The sequence below is a fragment of the Sphingobacterium sp. 2149 genome (assembly GCF_031455655.1).
Lineage (GTDB): Bacteria > Bacteroidota > Bacteroidia > Sphingobacteriales > Sphingobacteriaceae > Sphingobacterium.
Genome location: NZ_JAVDTD010000004.1, coordinates 293584 through 314844, shown reverse-complemented (window position 1 = coordinate 314844; position 21261 = coordinate 293584). Strand labels below are relative to the sequence as shown.

Genomic DNA, 21261 nt, shown 5'->3' with positions numbered 1-21261 from the left:
AACTATCTAATCATTACAAAATTATGAATTATTTCCTTTTCCACAAGGGTAAGGGGAGCTGTGTATTGCCTCGGAGGTATGATCAACTAGCCATTCCATATACATTTTCAAAAATTCTCACGAGAACACTGTTTATATTCATCCTATTAATGGGTGGGCTATGCGCATCACACGCGCAGACCGTGTCGCTCAATTTAAAAAATGCCTCATTTGTAGAGGCTACAGAAACGATCAGTAAACAGACAAGATATGACTTCTCTTATAATGATCAGATCTTAAAAAAAGCAAAGCCGGTAACCTTAAAGGTCGTCAACGAACCTTTAAACAATGTGTTAAAAAAACTATTTGCGCAGCAGCCTTTAAGTTATGAGATCAAAGACCGGATGATCATTATTTTTGAAAAAAGTCCAACCGTTCCCAGACGGGGCGGGTCCGTTTTATCCGTCACGCCGGTCAATGGTCGGGTAACCAATGAATCGGGCAATCCATTGATTGGTGCCACCATCAAAGTCAAGAATGAGGCGTTCTCTACACGAACGGATAAGTTTGGCAACTTTGTGATTCCGGCCCAATATGTCGACGCTATACTCGAAATACACCATTTGGGGTATGCCAAGCTGGAGGTAAATGCACAGCGGGCCCGAACGGTGACCTTACAAATGACGGCCGCTAAGCTGAGCGAGGTAAACGTTGTAGTCAATACGGGATACCAAAAAATTGATAAACGGCATCTTACGAGTGCGGTAACAACACTAAAAATGGATGATATCCTAACGCCGGGCATCAATACCATTGACAAGCTGCTGGAAGGAAGGGTACCCGGCTTGGTCTTTATGGAAAATTCGGGTCAGGTAGGGGCCGCACCTAAATTGAGAATACGCGGAACATCAACCATCTTGGGCAACAGAGAACCCTTGTGGGTGCTCGACGGAATAGTGTTGACCGACCCCGTCAATGTAGACCCCCAGCAGATCAACGACCTTGATTTTGTTAATCTGCTGGGAAATGCCATTGCAGGTTTGAATCCAGAGGATATCGAACAGATTGATGTGCTCAAGGATGCCTCGGCAACCGCCTTATATGGCGCGAAAGCAGGTAACGGCGTTATCGTTATTACAACAAAGAAGGGAAAACCCGGAAAACCGACCATTAGCTACTCAACTGCTGCGACCTATACCAGAAGACCGCGCTATTCGGACCGAAATATGTATATGATGAACTCGCAGGAGCGCATGGACGTGTCGAAAGAGATGATCGATCGGGGTATGCATTATAATAATGTAACGGAATGGGCAGGCTATGAAAAAGCGCTTCAGGATTATTATAAAGGACAGATTGATTATGCTGAGTTTAAACAGCAGAGTGATTATTATGCCAATATCAATACAGATTGGCTTGGTCTGCTGACCAATGATGCTTATTCACACAATCATACACTAAGTCTCTCCGGGGGAGCGCAGGATGTGAGATATTATTCATCCATCGGCTATCTGGACGAACGCGGCGTTATTAAAGGCGAGGGAGCAAAACGCTACTCGGCGATGATGAACCTCACGGCGGATTATAAAAAATTCATGGCGCAGATTTCTTTTAATGGCAATTATTCAAAAAGGAACTATTCACCCACGGACTTAGGGGTAATGGACTATGCGTATAATACAAGCCGAACGGTGCCAGCCTATAATCCGGACGGAAGCCTGTTCTTTTATCCACGGACCGATGGCTCTTTGATCTATAACTATAATATACTGAAAGAACAGGAAAATAGCGGCGATGCGACCGACCTCATGGCAGCCAACATCAAGGCTTTCCTAAAGTACAAGATGTTACGTGGGCTGGATGTAGAAGGAACATTTGCCTATGGTATTAGCAGCAATAACAGGGAGCTATATTATACCAAAGACACGTACTATATCCATAAACTGCGCGCTGATCGATCTTTTCGTAATGACCTGAGCCCTGTTGGTGGCGAGCTGCAGCGCAGCGAGTCGCGCAACCATAACTATACGGCTCGCCTGCAGGCCAATTATGTCACATCGTTGGGCGCGGAAAAAAAACATCTGGTATCCGCGACGGCTGGTATGGAGATTAAGTCCAATGAATACAATGAATTTGATATCACCCGGAGAGGATATTTTAAGGAGATGGGCGGATATTTTGATATTGTACCTACAGAGTATACCGCTTATTATCAGCGATGGATGACCACAAAACCGGCATTGGGCTACTACGGTAGGCAGTTGACCAATGAGTTAGCTTGGTATGGCACTGCAGGATACTCCTGGAACGACCGCTATATATTCAATGTGCATGTCCGCGGTGAACAGTCAAACCTATTCGGAAGACGGTCTAACAACAAATTTATGCCCATATGGGCGCTTTCTGGAAGGTGGAACATGAAACAAGATCTGCTCAGTAAGGTCGAGTGGGTCAATGATCTTGCCATGAAGGCCTCCTGGGGATGGCAGGGCAATATGCTCCCGGGTCAGTCTGCGTACATGATCATCCGGCAGTCTTTAAATACCGATCCTTATTACAATTCGACATTTTCCAATATTGTAAATTATCCAAATCCTGATTTGAAATGGGAGCGTACCTCGTCGTCCAATGTAGGTGTGGATTTCGCCCTTTTTGGAAATAAAGTAAAAGGTACGTTATCCTACTTTTACAAGAAAACGAAAGATGCTTTCCTCAATAAAACAGTATCGGAGATCAACGGATTACAGTCTTATGTCATCAATAGCGGCACACTTGAAAATAAGGGTGTTGAGGTGGCATTAAGTATCACGGCTATCGACAATGCTGGTCTGGACAAGTCCCGCCGCGGTTTTGTATGGCGTTTTGACCCGCAGTTGGGGCAGGTGCTCAACAAGGTATTGAACCGGGCCATAAACAACCGGAATAATGTACTGATCGACAATCTGACCTATAATAATTTTCTGAATGGAAGTGTGCAACTTGCGGGTAAACCCATCAATACGTTTTACTCCTATAAATTTAAAGGGCTAAGTGCTGTGGATGGATCCCCAATTTTCTATGGAACGGAAGCTGAACAGGCGGCTGCGTACCAGGAGAAATACTCCCAAATGGAAAAAGAAGATGTATACCTCGAAGTGATGGATGAATCGGGGCGTCGTGAACCCTTTATACAGGGCGGACTATCGAATTACTTTGGCTGGCGCAACTTTGGATTCTCGTTCAATCTGACCTATTCTTTAGGAAACAAAATTCGTTTAATGAAAATTGCTTCGGGTTATGCATCGACCAATGTCTACCCGCAACAGAATATGCGCAAAGAATTTGTCAGAAGATGGCGCCAACCAGGCGACGAAGCCTATACCGATATCCCTGGCCTGCAGGTTTCAAACAGCATCAACATGTCTTGGTGGCAAATGTATCCGGCAACAGAATATAATCTAGGTGGCAGTGCGTATGAAATGTACGATAACTCGGATGTACGCCTGGTGAGTGCAGATCATCTGAAGCTGCAATCGGCCTCTTTGCGATACAATTTTGCGGAGAAGATGACCAAGAAGCTTGGGCTGAGCGCTGCTTATGTCAGTATTACCGGCACCAATCTGTTTATGCTCAGCAGTAAAAAGCTCAAAGGCCAAGATCCGACACAGTCTGGTTCTACCCCCAATATTAATCTTTCAGTAAGGCCTACCTTTTCGGGAAGCCTTAATGTATCCTTTTAAATCGAGTCTATTATGAAATATATGTATTTGATATTACCATTGATTTGCCTCACAGCTTCATGTGGCAAATTCCTGGAAGAGTACTCAACAGATCAGAAATATGTAGAAACCACAGCAGATCTTAAGAGTCTGATGATCGGTGAAGCCTATATAAATAACCTTACATTTTCGATCTTCGATCAGGCAACCATGGGTACATTAACCGCAGAGACGGGTATCACGGCTCCTTGGTTACACGTGATGGATGATGATAGTGAACCTTTTTTAGTCGATTATGTGGCGACCGATCAATTGACGCCATTTTATATGTTATCGGGTTTTCACAATTGGAGTCAGGAACCTGCACGCAATATCCTTAACATGGAATGGACAGACGTGTTTTGGCGGAAGCTCTACAAACGTATCGGTGCACTGAATGCCATTCTTTTTCAGGCGGCAAGTCTAGCGGAAAAGACGCCCGGCGATGAGGAATTGAAGCACCTGCGCGGTGAAGCTTATTTTCTGCGGGCTTATTATTACTTCCTGTTGCAAAATACGTATGGTTCACCGTATCGCAAGTCCACCGCTGCTGCTGACGAAGGGGTGCCCCTAAAGGTCAGTGAAAAGGTAGAAGACCATTATTTTAAACGCGATAAGAATGAAGCGATTTATAAGCAGATGGTAGCAGATCTCGAACAAGCTGCAAACTACCTCAGCAATTATAATCCTGTTTCCAAATTACAGGTGGGCATTGCGGCGGTCAAAATCTTACAGAGCAGGGTGTATCTTTATATGGAAGATTACGATAAGGTAGTAGCTTCGCTGGATGGCTTCGAATCGTTGGGATATACGGTATCTGACCTGAATCAATATGTGCAAAATTCCAGTTTTAGCGCCCGCAGTTCCAGTGAGACAGTGTTTACCATGGGTACAAATATGATTCCCACGGTTTTTTTAAACGATTCGATGGGTGCGTATGGCGGCAATGACCGCCGTGCATCGGCCTTCAAAAGCTCAGATAACCTGATGGAAACCTTCGAGCAGGAGGATTTAAGACCAGCAGCTTTCTTTACGCGCTCGACAAAGAATAAAGCCTGGTTGCCTGCCAAATACCGTACATGGAAAACCTATAATGATCCTGAACAGGTGTCTTGTCTGTTTTCTTTCCGGGCTGCCGAGGTTTTATTGAACCGCGCCGAGGCGATGGCCATGCTTGGCTCAGACGTTCAGGCACGAAATGAGCTGCAGACGCTTCGTCAAAAGCGCTTAAAGAATGCAACGGCGGCAGTAATACCGCAGTCTAACGCCGAGCTGGTTGATTTTATCCGGCAGGAGCGCCGCCGCGAGCTGTGCTTTGAAGGCCACCGTTGGTTCGACCTGAGACGATATGCAGTCAACTCCAGGTATCCGCTGCCAGCTTCATTTACCGTTAAACACCCGGCATACAATTACGATGCGCAATCCAATGCGTATACACGCGCAGGGTATTATGTGCTCCAAGGTGTCCAGCAGGATGCTGCTAGTTGGCAGGTGCCTATACCGAAGTATGCTATAGAGTTTAACCGTGGCGATCTAACCAATCCTGTGCGTCCGGAACGTGCTGTTCAACCCTTGTAATTCCGTCTTTATGAAAAATATACTTTATATGATTTCGCTCATCGTTCTTGCGCTGACAGGGGGATGCAGCAAAGAGGAGACCACCGCTTTTAACGACTATGACAAAAATTGGTTGGTGGTAGAAGATGATGCCAATGATGCTTCGACCCATGCAAGATACCTTTTCTTTAAAGAAACGGGAATACCGGTATTTGCAAATGACACGATTGGCACGCAGCAGCGCATCGATGTTTTTGGAAAGGAGTATACCCATTATGAAAAGCTATCCATGAGTTATTCGCTGGGTGGGGTGCAGACTGGGGCTCCGCCGCTGGTACAGTCATTTACCTATTGTAATAAAGCCGATGTGGCCACTGCGCTAACCTTTCTCCGGGAAGAAATAATTCCAGTGTTGCCCCAAGGAGTGCATGTCCCGAGCATTCTTTTGGTGGATAATATGACGAGCAATGCTTTTGGATCGTATGCTTTTAAGGGTTTCAATACCGTAGTGATCGCGCAGGTATCTAAAATTACGGGTATGGATGCGGCCACAAGGGCCAATTACAAAGCGGCAATTTTAAGGGCCTTACTGACCAATACCATTCTGGAGAGCAGATTCAACAGCTTGCTGGACAAATTTTATGCAGTATCCAGAAAGTATGTACCCGATCGGGATGCCTATGGTCTTTATATCTATTTATTAAACAGCTCCGTGAAAGGACTTCCTAATGGCGTACCCATCACGACTCAGGCAATAGGCTTTTTGGGTACTGATCCCCGAAATTCCTATTATACCCCCATATCGACATGGATGGATGTGTGTATGTACCTCGAGGCGGCTGTGGCAAATACACAAGCACAGTTTAAACAGAAATATGGCGACAATCAGCGCATTATGGATAAGTATGCCATCATACGCCAGATATTGGAGCAGATAAATTTTAAAATACAATAAGCCAATACGTAGTAAATAAAACAATTGTTTAGCAATTTTTAAAAATGAACAAAAAAACAAATAACATGAGAAACATCGTAATGTTAATGTTGGGAGTTACGCTTTCGACATCGCTTTCTGCGCAGACGACAATCGGGGGAAAGTTTAGTAAAATATTACCGAATGGTGTAAATGTCGATCGGGTATTTTTCTCCAAACCGGACGATGGGGGGCTAATGACGGTGGAAGAAATGCTAAAATCAAAGACTGACCAAACTTTTCAGGCAGAGCTTAAACCGGCCGACCTGAATGTGATCCGGTATGTTGGAGTTTTCGAGGAGCAATATCCGGTTTACCTAAAGCCCGGTGAAAAATTAACGGTAGAAGCCGGGGATGGCAAAATAAATTATTCGGGCAGCGTGAGCAAAGAAAATCAGGTTTTTGCGGCTTGGTACAAGCTTATTGCGCCGTTAAGAAATTACGGCTATACAAAAAAAGGGTATACGCTTCCTCCTGATCGCTATGTTTCTCTGCTTGATTCCTTGGAGAAACCGGTACAGGATTTTGTGAAAAATATTCGTACAGGCAACGATAGCTTCGATAAGCAGGTCAAATATTTACTTCCCTACAGTTATAAGTTTGACGTATTGATGCCGTTGGCTACAGGTCTTTCCTTTAAATCCAAAAACGAATATCCTGCCCAGGTCACTCAATTGATCGATCAAGAAAAATTTGCCGATGCGAATCTATGGTCGCTCCCCATGGCCTATAATTATATGACTAATTTGAGTTTCGTAAAATACATTCTTTATAATAATAAGCAAGGAATTGCAGCAGAGATGCTCGTTCCGGAAATTGCAGATAACCCACTTCGAGCCAACTTTGTGTTGGCACATGCGCAACGCGGGACGACTCAAAGTCTCGTTAAGTTTTTGGAGGGGAATAGTAAATATATGATGAATGATAAGCAGAAAAAAGAATTGGCGCTGTTGCTTCGCCGTGCCAATTTGCAAGTTGCCGGCGGATCGTGGATTGATTTCTCTTACCCTGATGTCAATGGTAAGATGCACAGTCTTTCCGAAAATCTCGGAAAGGTTGTGTTGCTAGATCTATGGGCAACGTGGTGCGCCCCTTGTCTGGCGGAGGTGCCGGCACTCGAAAAATTAGAGAAAGAATTTCAGGGAAAAGATGTTGTTTTTATTAGTTTATCGCTGGATACCGACAAGGCAAAATGGCAGAATATGGTCAAACAAAAGCAATTGTCTGGTGTTCAGCTTTTTTCAAACAGCGAGCAGCGCTTTATGCAGGATTATGAAGTTACTGAAATTCCGCGTTACATTGTGTTTGACAAGAACGGTAAAACGGTCAATTTCAATGCGCCAAGGCCTTCTGACCCTAAATTGAAAACACTAATCGAGTCAAATCTTTAAAATTATCTTAACCAAAATAAAATGAATAAAATTTATACAGCGTTTCTATTCACGTGCTGCTTGTTGTGGCAGGTGACTGTATCCGCACAGGGAATTAATTTTGAGCACCTCACTTTAAATGAGGCCATTTCCAAAGCGTCTAATCCTGCAGATCCAAAACTGATTTTGATCGATTGTTACACGTCCTGGTGTATTCCTTGCATCGAAATGGCTTCGACGGAATTTCCCAAAAAGGTGGCCGGCGATTATTTCAATCCCAAATTTATATCCGTAAAATTTGATATGGAGAAGGGGGAAGGAAAGGAGATCGCACAAAAGTACAATGTTAAAGCGTACCCGACTTTTCTGCTGCTCAATGCCAAAGGGCAAGAACTCAATAGGGTAGTCGGTAAATCGACAGCGGAGGAATTTATCGAAAAAGTGACTGTGGCGCTTGATCCTAAAAATTCACTTCCGGGTATAAAGGCTGCCTATGAGGAAAAAAAGAGCATGGAAACCGGGATGCCCTATGCTTTGGCGTTATACCAAAATTCCCAAGATCCGGTTCCGGTGCTGGACGAGTTATTTGAAAACGCCCAAGATTTTGAGCGTTTTAGCAAAAACTACCTCGAACTGGCCCTGGGTACCACCAAATTTGGCAGCCCGTTCTTCAGGAAATTGATGCTGGAAAAAGTGCGGATAGACCAGGCAATAGGTTCCGAAGTGGCCAATAGAATCATCTTTGATAAAGTCAGAAAGGACATGTATTTTATTGCCAATGAAAACGGTGCGCGCTTCAATATAGCTTATACCCCAAAAGAAGTGGAGGAGGTTGCCTATACCCTCTCGCTCTTAAAGCTGGATCCCAATGTGCCTGAACACCATATGCCCAAGGTTGCACTATATGTTGCAAACAATGACCTGGATGGCATGATCCGCTACTACAACCGATACATCGGTCGATTGCGCTCCGATGATGTTTTTAAAGGTATTTTTGATGGTATTCTGTCGAGTAAGCTGAAAAAAGCTTCTCCAGAACAACATGCCGCTATCAAAGCCTATTTTCAGAATCAGGCCAACCGACTCAAAAAGGAATCAATGCAGTATCAAGAATATACAGATAATATCAAATAAACCAGCTCCGCGCAGTTGCTGCGCGGAGAATCAATAGCATATAGAAAATGGGTAACATAAACATTGGAAAATATCTGGTTGCGGTTATTGTCGCTGCTGGATTGACCGTTGGAAAAGGGAAAGCGCAGGTTTTTACAAATGATGCAAAAATAATGGCTGGGTATGAACGTTCGATAGATTCGTTGCTTGCATCAGGTGAATCGTTGAGTGGCGAGCTGGCACAAAACCAGCTGAAGGAAGAAAGAAGTAGCGTTAAAATTAATGCTGTAAAACCTTTAAAGCGAATGCTAAAGGCTAATGCGCTTTACAACTTAGCGAAGCAGGCAACTGTCATGACAGGCTGTGCCTATCTTTGTCCCAAGTGTGATAAGGTGCACCTTAGCGAATCTTCGGGGTATATCATCGATCCGAAAGGCATCGTTGTCACAAATTATCACGTGATGGCGACCTATGCTTTTATGAAAGATGGCAACAAGCCCAAAGGGTTCTTTGTGCGCCTCTCTAGTGGAAAAACCTATCGCGTAAAATCTATACTAGGTTCTTCGAAAATAGACGATCTTGCGATTTTGCAATTGGATACCCAAGGTGAAGAGTTACCGGCCCTGCCATTGGCAGAACGTGCGGAAGTAGGGGATAAGATCTACGTGCTCGGGCATCCGAAAGGTATGCACTACTATTTTTCACAGGGCTATGTCAATAACAAATATTTGGAACAGACCGGCGAACCGAACAATAGGACGTACCGCGAAATGATGGCTATTTCGGCCGACTATGCAACGGGCTCCAGTGGCGGCCCGGTCTTGGATATCTACGGCAATGTCGTCGGAACCGTTTCCAATACAAACATGTTGTTGCACAGCGACATGAATCCGAGTGTACAGATGGTCGTCAAAAACACGGTCCCCGTAGAGTCGCTGCGGAAAATAGTGTCACCGCTGTAATGATTGAGGGGCCACGTAGGAATACGCTGGCCCCTTTTATCCATACCGGCGTTGTATCCAATCAATATACCGCTAAATCAGGGCTTCGCATAGGGCAGCCGTTCAATCCGATTGGTGGTATGATAGCTATCGAGCCCGCTGCTGGTTACTGTGCCGGCTTCTTCGATATCAATATAGCCATCTTCCTTGACATACGTATCCGGCACCAGCACCGTTGTAATCTGCCCAATGACCAAGGTGGTACCATTCAGCTCAATGGCTGTTTGCTGCACAAAATTACAGGCAAATTTGAGTGTACTTTCGCGCACAAAAGGAGCGGGGATGTTTTCCAGGTATTCAGGGGTGAGCCCAACCTGTTCAAATTCGCTCACGCCTTTTGGATACTTGGCGCTGCACTGGTGCGCCTGTTGTACGAATGCAGGTGAAACATGATTAATGGTGTAACATTGCTGCTCCAGAATATTATCCAATGTACTGCTAAAAGGAGTGGCCGGCCGAAGGATAATACCACAAAGTGCAGGATCTGCGCCCAGGTGGAATAAGCTACTGAACGTAGCTAAATTTTCACTTCCGTCGCTGTTGTTGGTGCCGATCAGTACCAGGCTTTTAAACCCGCCCAGTGAATTGATAAAATTGGCCCTGTATCTTCTTTCAAATGCAGCAATGGCGTCTTTAGTATAAATCATCGTGTCTAAATGCTTATGTTCAATTTTCAGCGACCCTGTGTAACAGCCTCCTGGACAGGAAGCTACAGAAAGCTGATGTGATATACGAATAGTACCTTCTGGCGGTAACAGGTTATCACCGTTAAATTGATGCATAAATATACTACAAACATCGATTGCAACATCATGTTTACAAAAACTTTTGCTATGGCAATGTTGCATTAGCGTAGTACGTCATTGTTTATATTTGTAGCGTATGCAGATCAAATTGCATGCATTAGAAGTAATACAACCTATGTTAAGACGAGTCATATTTCAATTTCTCTTACTGGTGAGTGCGATGCTGCTAGTTGTAAAGCCTTTGATCGGCTTTTCACTCTACCATCAGGCAAAAGCGCAGGGCGAGAATGAGTTTATCACCGTTATCAAAGCCTTTAGTAAACGCAAACAGGAATATTTGGACTGGGTGGATGCAAACGATGGTGTCTGCCTGACGCTATCGCCCTTTCGCCACTTTGTGGCCAAAGTGAAGGAGTTTTCCATCACTCATTTTTTTAACACTTTTGTTCCAAATTTCGACGCGTTTTCTACCGGGCACTTCCTGTCTAAGATATTGCCGCTAGAACGGCTTTACCTGCGTAATCTCCAGCTCACCTTATGATAAAAAAGCCATTTTAATCGTATGGAATGGTTCCCCGTGGGACTACAGACATTCATCTATTTAAAATAAGCTTTTTATATGTTTCAGAAACTTGTCCTTATGGGGCATGTGCTGCTTTGCTGTAGCCTATTGGGCTACGGTCAGGAGCGTCATGTGCCTATCAAACTCAACGAACTGCTCGCTTCGGTAACGCAGCATGCGCCCTCTTTGCGAACCGACTATGTGTGTACACAGGTACAGCAGGCCCGTGCCGCCGAAGTGAAAAATAACCGTCTGCCAAGCCTCCAGCTGTCGTATCAGGCAGATGTCGGATCCAATAATAATGTACCGGGGCCTTACTTCGGATTTGGCCTCGTGCCGACCAACAATGGCGGTATCCGCGCCGGTAATAAGTATCAGGCGGTGAGCAGCAATCTTGGCATCGCAGCCTTCCAGTGGGAACTGTATAACTTTGGTCAATTCAACGCCCAGGACGCACTCGCCCAGTCGGAGATAAACGTCGAAAACCGCCGTTTTGATCAGTCTAAATACGACTTACAGTCTTTTACCATCTATAGTTACCTGCAATTATTAAAGCTGCACGACCTGATCGGTATTCAGTCGCGCAGCATCGCCCGTAACCAGGAAATCCGCCAATCGATATTTGCACTCGTCAAAAGCGGTATCCGGGCGGGGGTAGATACCAGTATGGCCGATGCCGAAATATCGCGGAGCCAGCTTAGCCTCATCGAGCTGGACAATCAGCAGCAACAGTTGCAGATCCAGCTGGCCACGCTGGCGGGGATATCGCCAACTCAGATTGTAGCCGATACCACGGCCGAAAAGATTCTCTTTGAGCAGGTAAAGAATGCCCCCATTGCGCTCGATGGTGGCCGACAGCATCCGATGGTCGCCTATTATAATGCATTGTTCGATAAGACCAAGATGGAAGAAAAGCTGGTTGCCAGCAGCTACCGCCCCAAGCTGTTCCTCTCCGGCGCAGTCTGGGGAAGGGCTTCCAGTGTCCATAGCGACAATAGCTATGGGGCGCTCACCGATGGCTTGGGCTTGCAGCGTGGCAATTACCTCGTTGGCCTGGGCATCAACTACAACCTATTCGACCTGCGCCGCAAAAAGGTAAAACTCCATACGCAGCGCCTTATGGTGGATGAGGCGGGCCAGAAACTACAGGAACAACAGGCCAACATTGCCATGAATATTGCACAGTCGGCCGCCGAAGTGGAAACTGCCGGAAGACGGCTCAAGGAAATACCGCGTCAGACCAAGGCTGCAAATGCCGCCTACCGTCAGAAGTTTTCCCTCTATAAAAACGGTCTCATCGACATCGTGGAGGTTAACGTAGCCCAGAACATGCTCTATCAGGCAGAGCGCGATTACATCACGGCCAAGTACAATTATTACCTGGCATTGTTTCACCAGGTGGTGGCACAGAACAATGTCGATGGCTTTCTTCAACTTTTTAACTAATCACTTATGTCACTAGTCACAGCTGCTTTACGAAGGCCCATTACCACGGTGATCATCACGCTGAGCCTGTTGCTCTTTTCGGTGCTCGCTGTACTGAAAATACCGATAGATATCTTTCCGCAGCTCAATTCGCCGACAATTTACGTCATCGAATCATACGGCGGAATGTCCCCGCAGCAAATGGAAGGTTTCTTCTCCTCGCGGATGCAGGATCAGTTTCTGTATGTAAATGGAATCAAGAATATATCCGCCAAAAATATTCAGGGCCTTACGCTCCTGAAACTTAGTTTTTACGAAAACACCGATATGGCCGAGGCCTCGGCGCAGGTGGCGCTGCAGGTAAACCGGGCGATGAAGTTTTTCCCGCCTGGAGCCTTGCCACCACAGGTGGTCCGTTTTGATGCCTCTTCACTACCGGTGGGGCAGCTGGTTCTTTCGTCGAAAACCAGAAGCCTCAAAGAGATCTACGATATGGCGAGCACGCTGGTACGGCCCACATTTTCGTCGGTACCGGGGCTCTCGGCACCGCCGCCCTTCGGCGCCAACTCCAGAACGATCACGGTGAATGTAGACCCCAATAAACTGCGGAGTTACAACCTCACCGCCGATGAGGTGGTGATGGCCTTGTCCAAATTCAACGTGATGTCGCCATCGGGTAACCTGCACCTCAATAATACGATGTATGTAACCACCATCAATTCATTGATCAAGAATGTCGCCGACTTCGCCGATATCCCTATTCTGACAAAAAATGGGATTCCGATTTACATCAAAGATGTGGCACGGGTATCGGATGCTTCGGACGTGACCGTAAGTTACGCCCTGATCAACGGGCGGCGCTCGGTTTATATTCCCGCCGTCAAGACATCGGATGCATCTACCTGGGCCGTGGTGAGCAACCTCAAAGCCAAATTGCCCGAAATCCAGAATCTGCTGCCCGAGGATGTCAAGGTGTCTTATGAGTTTGACCAGTCCGTGGCCGTAATGAATTCGGTGCAGAGTCTTTTGCACGAAGGCGCGCTCGGTGCTTTGCTTACCGGCCTGATGGTACTCTTGTTTCTGCGCGACTGGCGAAGCAGCCTCATCGTCATTGTAACCATACCGGTGTCCATTCTGATCGGCGTACTGCTGCTCACCTTGTTTGGCCAGACCATTAATATTATGACCTTGAGCGGATTGGCACTGGCCATCGGTATTCTGGTCGATCAGGCCACGGTGACCATCGAAAGCATTCATCAGCACCAGGAACAAGGGGCACACAAGCGTAAGGCCATCTATCAGGCCTGTCAGGAAATTGCGGTACCATTGCTTTTGATCCTGTTTTGTATTTTGGCCGTATTTGCACCTTCCTTTATGATGACGGGCATACCGAGGGCGATGTTTCTGCCGCTCTCTTTGTCCATCGGATTGACCATGATCGCTTCTTATTTCATGGCGCAAACGCTGGTGCCCATTCTATCCAACTGGCTGCTCAAAGAGCATCACATTGGTCATTTCCAGTCGGATTCGCCTGGATTTTTCGATAAGATCAAAAAGCGGTATCGCTTTGGCCTGTACCGCTCCATGCAGCATAAGGGCAAAGTGATTGTCGGTTATCTGCTGCTCACGGTCGCTCTTGCTGCGGCAGCATTTATGTACATCGGCAAGGATATGATGCCCAAGGTCAACAATGGGCAGTTTCAGTTGCGCATCAAGGAACCGGATGGGACTAGGCTCGAACGTACCGAAGAGTCTGTCAAGCAGGTGCTCCAAGTAATCGATAGCACGGTAAACCACCAGGTGGCCATCAGTTCGGCCTACGTGGGTCTGGTACCCAGCAGTTATGGGGTCAGTAACCTGTATGTATTTAATACCGGGACGCATGAGGCGGTGATCCAGGTGAACCTCAATGCGGATTATCATGTCAATATGGATGAGCTTAAAGATGCCTTACGGCGTAACATCCACTTTAAGCTGCCCAAATTGCGCCTCAATTTTGAGCCTATTGATATGACCGAAAAGATTATGAGCCAGGGGGCGGCAACACCAATCGAAGTGCGCGTTGCCGGAAAGAAAATGGACGAACTAAAGGTCTATGCCGATAAAGTGGTCAGCTCACTGCGGCATATCGACTATCTGCGCGATGTGCAGATCGCGCAGCCACTACGCTTGCCGACGATTGCCATTGCCATCGACCGGCTCAAAGCCTCACAGCTTGGTCTGCAGATGGATGATATTGCGCGATCGGTAACTGCGAGTACCTCGTCCAGCCGATTTACGCAAAAGATCCAATGGCTCGACGAAAACAATACCTATACGTATCAGGTACAGGTGCAGGTGCCGGAATATGTGATGAATACCATGGACGAACTGCGGGAGATTCCGCTGGTAAAAGGGCAGCTCACGCCCACCTTGGGGGATATTGCCACGTTCAATACCCAATATGTACCGGGAGAGTATGACCGGCAGGGGCCAAGGCGGTATTTGACAGTGATGGCCAATATTCATCAAAAGGACCTGGGTACAGCAACAGCCGATGTGCAGCAGGCGATTCGCGAGCTTCCGGCGCCGCCGCGCGGTGTTATGGTGGAAATGAAGGGGATGTCGACACTGTTGCTCGATACCATGGGCAGTCTGCAGCTCGGTCTGGCCTGTGCTGTTGTTGTGATCTTTCTGCTGCTGGCCGCCAATTACCAAAGTGTCAAGCTTTCGCTGACGGCATTGGTGACTATTCCAGCCGTAATACTGGGCTCGCTGGCCATGCTTTTGCTCACAGGGTCTACGCTCAACCTGCAGTCTTACATGGGTATGATTATGTCTACGGGGGTGTCGGTCGCCAATGCGATCCTGATCGTGTCCAATGCTGAAACGCTGCGGCTCGACTTTCGCAATGCCCGTACAGCGGCTTTGGCCAGTGCAACCACACGGCTGCGTCCCATCTTGATGACCAGTATGGCCATGATTGCCGGCATGATTCCCATGGCCATGGGCATGGGTGAAACAGGCGAACAGGCTGCTCCGCTGGGCAGAGCCGTTATCGGCGGGCTGTTTGCATCCACCTTTGCCGCCCTTTTTGTATTGCCGCTGCTGTTTGTGTGGATGAAGGAAAAATCATCGTTTGATTCCGAATCACTTTTGCCACAGGACGAGCCCGATCATCGGTCTTTATCCACCGAAACCCATCCGCAGGAACTGCGATGATAAAGGCCGCAAGGGGGATTGCAAAGGAAGAGAATAGTATTAAAGATAAAAACGCCAAAGGCATGCGGTCTGATTGAATGCGGCGCGCATGCCTTAAAGAAAATACCAAATCATGAACAATAAAATAGAACGGATAAAAAAAACAGGCTTTATACTCGTGCTGGCAAGCTTACTTTCGGCTTGTGGTAACACCGAAAAGCCGATTGATCTGACACCGAAAAGTCCGGCCAAAGCCAGTACCTACCAGACCACCGTAATACAAGAAAAAGTAATGTCGAGCAGTGTACGCCTGCCCGGCAAACTCAAACCCTTTAACGAGGTAAATATCTATGCCAAGATGAACAGTTTTGTGAAGCATATCTATGTGGATAGAGGAACCCTTGTAAAAAAGGGACAGCTGTTGATGCAGTTGGAGGCACCCGAGATGTTGGCAGCGGTGCAAGCGGCACATTCCCGCTTTGTGCAGGCTCAGGAGACGGCTTCGGCAAGTAAGGATAAATATAAGAGGCTTAAAAATGCAGCGCAGGAGGAGGGAGCAGTGTCACCCCTTGATCTGGACAATGCGTTATCGAAGATGAAAGCGGACGAAGCGGTTGCCATGTCGGAAAAAGCAAATGTGGAGGAGGTTGAGATGCTGCAGTCTTACTTGAATATCAAAGCGCCTTTCAATGGGGTGATTGTGCAGCGTAACGTCTCCGAAGGTGCACTCGTAGGACCGGGAAAAGGGAATGATCAACCGCTATTGATCTTGCAGGATCTCAATAAACTCCGGTTGGAAGTACAGATCCCCGAGACTTATGTCGATAAAGTGGATCTCTCGAAGAAAGTCACCTATCGTTTTAATAATACACCGAATAAGGTATTTGATGGGATGATTGCGCGTTCGGCAAATTCTTTGGGTGCGATGCAGTCCGAAGCCATAGAGGTGGATGTGCCCAACTCGGATAACAGACTCAAGCCGGGGTTATACTGTGAGGTGGATATTCCCTTATCTGCTGGAGCGAATTCGTTATTGGTACCCTCCAATAGTATTGTACGTTCGACAGAAAGGCAGTATGTGATTCAGCTGATAGACGGCAAAACGCATTTTGTGGATATCAAAGAGGGAGTGTCCACCCATGATTCGACCGAAGTTTTTGGAAAGCTGAATCGGAGTGATCAAATCTTGCTGCATGCCAATGACGAAATAAAAGAGGGGGTCAAACTGCCTTTGGAAGAGTAAGCATACTGTGTGATTTAGTAATTTTGAAAGGCCTCCGAAAGGCCTTTCAAAATTTGATTAGCCATGGGTTTTGACCAATGACTCAGACGTTATACCTAAAAATTCATTTTCTGCAGCACAGCAATTGGATGCAACTATTCGCGTTAAAAAAAGATGATTTATTATCATTTTTTAAAGCAAAGACCGTCGCTTTTGGCACGATTATTTATCGATATTCATACTTTCATCGCATTCGTTTTGGCGTAATTGCCATAGTTTAAAAATTTTAGAAGGTTTATATTTATGCAAGGCACAATTGACAGGATAAACAGCGAGCACCATCGTTCGCAGGTTTTCCGTTTAACTTACAAAGGACAGGATTACCAGTTGATATTGTTAAAAAAATCTTTATCGAAGCTCGATACAGAGCTGCCAATTTTGCTGGATGGAATTGACCAAAAATTAGTAAAGAAAGGCGACAGCTGGTTTTTTGAAAATATGCATTCCGATCAGCACTTTGCTACCGAGATCTGGCGTAATCTATCGCTTCGGTACCGCCTTTAAGCCAAAATAAATCTTGCCTCGTCTTCATGTGGACAATAAAAGAATTGTGCAACTCGGCCAACCTCGAGGCAATTTGTTGTAATTGTTTGATTTTCGTCAGCTATTGTTTCTATTTAGTCACCACCGCCGCCGAACGATGTGCTAACTTTGTCCTATAATATGAATTGATATGGAGACAAATAAAGTATGGTTTATAACGGGAGCGTCCAAAGGTATGGGGCTGTCGTTGGTAAAAAAACTCATTGAAAAAGGCTATCGCGTAGCAGCGACAAGTCGAAAATTAAGCGCTTTAATTGACGCTGTGGGGAATGTAGACATGGCGCATTTTTTACCTCTTGAAGTGGATTTGACAAGTGACAAAGCCATCCGTGAAGCTGTCGAACGGACAGTTGCACACTTTGGGAAAATTGATGTGTTGGTGAATAATGCAGGCTATGGGATAGGGGGAGCGGTGGAAGAAATAGATCAGGACGAAATCAAAGATAGTTTTGACATTAACGTCATGGCCGTCGTCAAAACCATGCAGTCCGTCATGCCTTACTTCAGGCAGCAACGATCGGGCAACATCATTAACATTTCTTCTATTGCGGGTTTCGCCCCTGGAATTGGCTGGGCAATGTATGCTGCTACAAAATATGCGGTAACTGGGCTTTCGGAAGTCATGGCAGAAGATGTAAAGGAGTTTGGCGTGAAGGTGACGGTGGTGGCGCCGGGGGCATTCCGCACTGCGTTTCTGGACGACAGCTCGCTTGTTTTGGCCAAAAGGAAAATCGATGGCTATAGTGCGGTAAGGGCCTCGCACGAAAGATATGCGGCGATGAATGGAACCCAGATCGGTAATCCCGAACTGCTGGCTCAGGTTTTTATCGATCTTGCAGCACATCCCAATCCGCCTGTGCGCCTCTACCTCGGAAGCGATGCCTACAAAAGGGCAAAGGAGAAAATCACGCTGCTTTCGGAAGAGCTGGAAAGTAATAAGCCTGTTTCTTATACTACTGATTTTAAGGAAATTTCTTAAGCGGCAAATAAAGGCGTTGTCATTGTCGAGTGACAACGTCTTGTTTGATTTTCGTATATTCAACACATGGAAAAATTGCAGTCGCTGGAGGAATTTTACCGGTCTAAATTTGACCGCATTCCCGAGAATATCCGACATGGGGTAGGGCATTTCAATGTCTTTAAAATTGATGAATACATAGGGAAGCATACGAAGCCAGTGGTCTATAGCCGAAAAGATTATTATAAGATCACCCTGATTATCGGTAGAAACAGAATACATTATGCCGACAAGGTGATCGAAATAAAAAAGCAGGCCTTGTTTTTTACCAATCCGCAGATTCCCTACAAATTTGAATGGATTGACGATTATAAGTCGGGATTCTTTTGTGTGTTTACGGCATCATTCTTTCATCATTTTGGCAACCTCAATGATTACGAAGTGTTTAAACCGAATGCCTTACCCGTATTTGAGCTGACGGATGGACAACTGGAAGATATCAAACAGGTGTATGGGAAGATGCAGGATGCCTTAGATTCGGATTATGCGCATAAATACGATCTGCTGAGAAATCTTGTGTTTGATCTGCTGCACTATACGCATAGCATGCAGACGGCTTCTAAAGTGGAAAAGCAGCAAGCAAATGCATCTCAACGGATTACGCATATGTTTCTGGAACTCTTAGCACGTCAGTTTCCGATTGAGGATGCGCGGCAAAGGATCGGCTTTCGTTCGCCCTCGGAGTTTGCGGGCCAGCTTGCGGTCCATGTCAATCACCTCAACCGTGCCGTCAAGGAGATCACAGAAAAGACTACCTCCACAATTATTGCCGACCGTCTGCTGCAGGAGGCCAAAATATTGCTGCGGCATACGGAATGGAATGTCTCCGAAATCGCTTATTCTTTGGGTTTTAAAGAGGCTACTCATTTCAGTAATTTCTTTAAAAAAAAGATGCAGATGACACCGCTCCGCTTTCGGGAAATGGATATCGCTGGTTAAATCTGTGATTATTGAACTATTTATGGCCGTCTGGTGTTCTCAAAAAGAACTGTAGATAAATCGTAACGATAAGATTGAAAACATAAATAGCAAAATATGAATGGATTGAATAAAAATATGTTAGGCGGATTGCTCGGTGCGCTTGTACTCAATGTAGTCCATAGTGCTGCCAAAAGGTTTGACTCCAAAGCTCCTGAAGTGGATAAAGTGGGTGAGGAGGCGATGAAAAAAACGGTGCGATTTGCTGGTTTTAAACCGCCAAAAGGTAATGCATTGGTCGCAGCCACCTTTGGGGCCGATGTCGCATCGAATGCGATGCTGTATACGCTTATCGGATATGGCAGTCAGAACAACCTGCTGCTCAAAGGGGCACTGCTGGGTACTTTGGTGGGCGTAGCGACATTGACTATCCCAGAACAGGCCGGACTGAATGCCGAGCCAATAAAAAAGACCGATCGTACCAAGTTAATGACCGTTGCTTGGTATGTAATCGGCGGAATAGCGGCTGGAATGGCGATGAAGGCCATGGGAAAGAAATAATAACAAACAATTTCACCGCGTTATGTACAGGGTGTAGTACGCTGCGCATAACGTGATGAATTGATAAACAGTTTTATGGCCGAAGAGGCAAAGCATAATCGTTAGTCTAACATAAAATTTTCCTGATCCTTCGTCAGTACAATCGGATCTGTCATTATTTTCTGGACATCGCTGAAACTGGCATTCCGAAAGTTCGCAACAAATTTCTCGAGATGAAAAGCATTTTCGGGTAAGAAAGATAAGGCATTATTCTTCGCATTGCCCTGAAACTTTGTGATAACAGGCTGCATCAGGTGGTTGTATTTTTGACAGGCGGACGGCAGGTCATCGGGCTCCAGAGCGATATAATGAGCCAAAGCTTTAGCCCCGTAAATAGACAGTGAAGCGCCCATGCCCGATAGCGCTGTAGGACAATAGCCTGCATCTCCCAGCAACACCATCCTGCCATTGAGCAAGTTTGACGTATGTACCATGCCCATTTTGTCGATGAAAAATAAACCTTCATCCAATAAGCTGTCCAGCAAATGGTTTACTTCAGCATTGTACCTTCCAAAAGCATTTTTAAGAATGGACGGTGCGCTGTTTCTCAACGTTTTGAGGTCTTCAAAACTGCGTATATAACACTGGATGGCTATCTCATCTTCTGCGATGGGATAGATCGACAGCATCTTGTCTACATCGATATAGATTTTAAAAGCACCAACTTTCTTGTGGTGATGTTGCCTTAATTTGCCGCCTACGTACAGCATATTGAAATCCTCAAATTGTACGTTATCAAAATACTGCTGACGAGTAGCGGAACGCAGTCCTTCCGACACGATAATTAAATCGACACACAGCGTACTCCCGTTTGAGAGCTCGACTTCTGCATAATCTTCCTTTTCATTGACTTGTACCAGCGTGGTGTCAAATAGGATATGGACATCGTTTTTGATGGCCTCGTACAATACCTGGTGCAATCCGCCCCGCGATATCAATACCGAGCGTTCGATGTTTTCATTCATTTTGTCATAAGCGATGTGCTGGATAACGGTGTCATTGGTTTCAACAAAATCGACTGTCTCGGAAGGGGATGATGCTGCCTGTAGCGCCCCGCTAAGCCCGAGCTCGTCCATGATTTTAACACCGAAGCTCTTTAGGGAAATAAGAAATCCAGCCTTGCTGAATGAAGGTGAGCGATCAACTAGCGTGACACAATGACCTTGTTGCGCCAGGAAATTTGCTGCGGTCAAGCCGGCAATTCCGGCACCGGTAACTAAGATATGTTTTTTCATTGCTTTTATTTGTAAGGATTAA

General features: G+C 46.0%; 16 protein-coding genes. 14 read left to right on the top strand and 2 right to left on the bottom strand.

What is annotated here, in order from left to right:
• Positions 1 to 23 precede the first annotated feature (23 nt).
• The 6 genes from J2X77_RS07865 to J2X77_RS07840 all read left to right on the top strand — a co-directional run bounded on the left by J2X77_RS07865 (position 24) and on the right by J2X77_RS07840 (position 9691).
• The gene (locus tag J2X77_RS07865) at positions 24 to 3698 is read left to right on the top strand and encodes a SusC/RagA family TonB-linked outer membrane protein (protein ID WP_310080012.1); all 3675 of its coding nucleotides are present in this window, start codon (positions 24 to 26) and stop codon (positions 3696 to 3698) included.
• 12 nt (positions 3699 to 3710) lie between these two features.
• Positions 3711 to 5294 carry a RagB/SusD family nutrient uptake outer membrane protein gene (locus J2X77_RS07860; RefSeq protein WP_310080010.1) on the top strand — a complete coding sequence of 528 codons (1584 nt, stop codon included), beginning with the start codon at positions 3711 to 3713 and terminating at the stop codon, positions 5292 to 5294.
• 10 nt (positions 5295 to 5304) lie between these two features.
• Positions 5305 to 6228: a hypothetical protein gene (locus J2X77_RS07855; protein ID WP_310080008.1), complete on the top strand. Its 924-nt coding sequence runs from the start codon at positions 5305 to 5307 to the stop codon at positions 6226 to 6228.
• Positions 6229 to 6293: 65 nt separating this feature from the next.
• Complete coding sequence (locus J2X77_RS07850) at positions 6294 to 7637, top strand: TlpA disulfide reductase family protein (RefSeq protein WP_310080006.1); 1344 nt, start codon at positions 6294 to 6296, stop codon at positions 7635 to 7637.
• Positions 7638 to 7658: 21 nt separating this feature from the next.
• Entirely contained in the window at positions 7659 to 8750 is a 1092-nt protein-coding gene (locus tag J2X77_RS07845) for a thioredoxin family protein (RefSeq protein ID WP_310080004.1), read from the top strand.
• Between the two features lie 47 nt (positions 8751 to 8797).
• Positions 8798 to 9691 (top strand): serine protease, encoded by an 894-nt coding sequence (locus J2X77_RS07840; RefSeq protein ID WP_310080002.1) that lies wholly within the window; start codon positions 8798 to 8800, stop codon positions 9689 to 9691.
• 77 nt (positions 9692 to 9768) lie between these two features.
• Here the strand turns inward: J2X77_RS07840 and J2X77_RS07835 are convergent, their stop codons facing one another.
• The gene (locus tag J2X77_RS07835; protein ID WP_209581190.1) at positions 9769 to 10512 is read right to left on the bottom strand and encodes a flavin reductase family protein; all 744 of its coding nucleotides are present in this window, start codon (positions 10510 to 10512) and stop codon (positions 9769 to 9771) included.
• A gap of 100 nt (positions 10513 to 10612) precedes the next feature.
• Here J2X77_RS07835 and J2X77_RS07830 point away from each other — a divergent pair, with 100 nt between their 5' ends.
• The 8 genes from J2X77_RS07830 to J2X77_RS07795 all read left to right on the top strand — a co-directional run bounded on the left by J2X77_RS07830 (position 10613) and on the right by J2X77_RS07795 (position 19965).
• Positions 10613 to 11017 (top strand): hypothetical protein, encoded by a 405-nt coding sequence (locus tag J2X77_RS07830; RefSeq protein ID WP_310079999.1) that lies wholly within the window; start codon positions 10613 to 10615, stop codon positions 11015 to 11017.
• 78 nt (positions 11018 to 11095) lie between these two features.
• Positions 11096 to 12484 (top strand): TolC family protein, encoded by a 1389-nt coding sequence (locus J2X77_RS07825; protein ID WP_310079997.1) that lies wholly within the window; start codon positions 11096 to 11098, stop codon positions 12482 to 12484.
• Between the two features lie 6 nt (positions 12485 to 12490).
• The gene (locus J2X77_RS07820) at positions 12491 to 15664 is read left to right on the top strand and encodes an efflux RND transporter permease subunit (protein WP_310079995.1); all 3174 of its coding nucleotides are present in this window, start codon (positions 12491 to 12493) and stop codon (positions 15662 to 15664) included.
• Positions 15665 to 15776: 112 nt separating this feature from the next.
• A complete protein-coding gene (locus J2X77_RS07815; RefSeq protein WP_310079993.1) occupies positions 15777 to 16886 on the top strand; it encodes an efflux RND transporter periplasmic adaptor subunit in 1110 nt (369 codons plus the stop codon).
• 282 nt (positions 16887 to 17168) lie between these two features.
• Positions 17169 to 17429: a hypothetical protein gene (locus J2X77_RS07810; protein ID WP_209581177.1), complete on the top strand. Its 261-nt coding sequence runs from the start codon at positions 17169 to 17171 to the stop codon at positions 17427 to 17429.
• A 169-nt stretch (positions 17430 to 17598) separates the two neighbouring features.
• Complete coding sequence (locus J2X77_RS07805; protein WP_209581175.1) at positions 17599 to 18447, top strand: SDR family NAD(P)-dependent oxidoreductase; 849 nt, start codon at positions 17599 to 17601, stop codon at positions 18445 to 18447.
• Positions 18448 to 18513: 66 nt separating this feature from the next.
• Complete coding sequence (locus J2X77_RS07800; RefSeq protein ID WP_310079990.1) at positions 18514 to 19425, top strand: helix-turn-helix transcriptional regulator; 912 nt, start codon at positions 18514 to 18516, stop codon at positions 19423 to 19425.
• Between the two features lie 96 nt (positions 19426 to 19521).
• Positions 19522 to 19965: a hypothetical protein gene (locus tag J2X77_RS07795; RefSeq protein ID WP_209581170.1), complete on the top strand. Its 444-nt coding sequence runs from the start codon at positions 19522 to 19524 to the stop codon at positions 19963 to 19965.
• Between the two features lie 101 nt (positions 19966 to 20066).
• Here the strand turns inward: J2X77_RS07795 and J2X77_RS07790 are convergent, their stop codons facing one another.
• A complete protein-coding gene (locus tag J2X77_RS07790; RefSeq protein WP_310079988.1) occupies positions 20067 to 21239 on the bottom strand; it encodes an FAD-dependent monooxygenase in 1173 nt (390 codons plus the stop codon).
• Positions 21240 to 21261 lie beyond the last annotated feature (22 nt).

Coding starts and splice junctions, on each gene's coding strand:
- J2X77_RS07795 (WP_209581170.1), top strand. CDS start 19,522: ATGAATGGATTGAATAAAAATATGTTAGGCGGATTGCTCGGTGCGCTT.
- J2X77_RS07860 (WP_310080010.1), top strand. CDS start 3,711: ATGAAATATATGTATTTGATATTACCATTGATTTGCCTCACAGCTTCA.
- J2X77_RS07825 (WP_310079997.1), top strand. CDS start 11,096: ATGTTTCAGAAACTTGTCCTTATGGGGCATGTGCTGCTTTGCTGTAGC.
- J2X77_RS07835 (WP_209581190.1), bottom strand. CDS start 10,512: ATGCATCAATTTAACGGTGATAACCTGTTACCGCCAGAAGGTACTATT.
- J2X77_RS07845 (WP_310080004.1), top strand. CDS start 7,659: ATGAATAAAATTTATACAGCGTTTCTATTCACGTGCTGCTTGTTGTGG.
- J2X77_RS07810 (WP_209581177.1), top strand. CDS start 17,169: ATGCAAGGCACAATTGACAGGATAAACAGCGAGCACCATCGTTCGCAG.
- J2X77_RS07790 (WP_310079988.1), bottom strand. CDS start 21,239: ATGAAAAAACATATCTTAGTTACCGGTGCCGGAATTGCCGGCTTGACC.
- J2X77_RS07800 (WP_310079990.1), top strand. CDS start 18,514: ATGGAAAAATTGCAGTCGCTGGAGGAATTTTACCGGTCTAAATTTGAC.
- J2X77_RS07855 (WP_310080008.1), top strand. CDS start 5,305: ATGAAAAATATACTTTATATGATTTCGCTCATCGTTCTTGCGCTGACA.
- J2X77_RS07865 (WP_310080012.1), top strand. CDS start 24: ATGAATTATTTCCTTTTCCACAAGGGTAAGGGGAGCTGTGTATTGCCT.
- J2X77_RS07840 (WP_310080002.1), top strand. CDS start 8,798: ATGGGTAACATAAACATTGGAAAATATCTGGTTGCGGTTATTGTCGCT.
- J2X77_RS07820 (WP_310079995.1), top strand. CDS start 12,491: ATGTCACTAGTCACAGCTGCTTTACGAAGGCCCATTACCACGGTGATC.
- J2X77_RS07805 (WP_209581175.1), top strand. CDS start 17,599: ATGGAGACAAATAAAGTATGGTTTATAACGGGAGCGTCCAAAGGTATG.
- J2X77_RS07815 (WP_310079993.1), top strand. CDS start 15,777: ATGAACAATAAAATAGAACGGATAAAAAAAACAGGCTTTATACTCGTG.
- J2X77_RS07850 (WP_310080006.1), top strand. CDS start 6,294: ATGAGAAACATCGTAATGTTAATGTTGGGAGTTACGCTTTCGACATCG.
- J2X77_RS07830 (WP_310079999.1), top strand. CDS start 10,613: ATGCAGATCAAATTGCATGCATTAGAAGTAATACAACCTATGTTAAGA.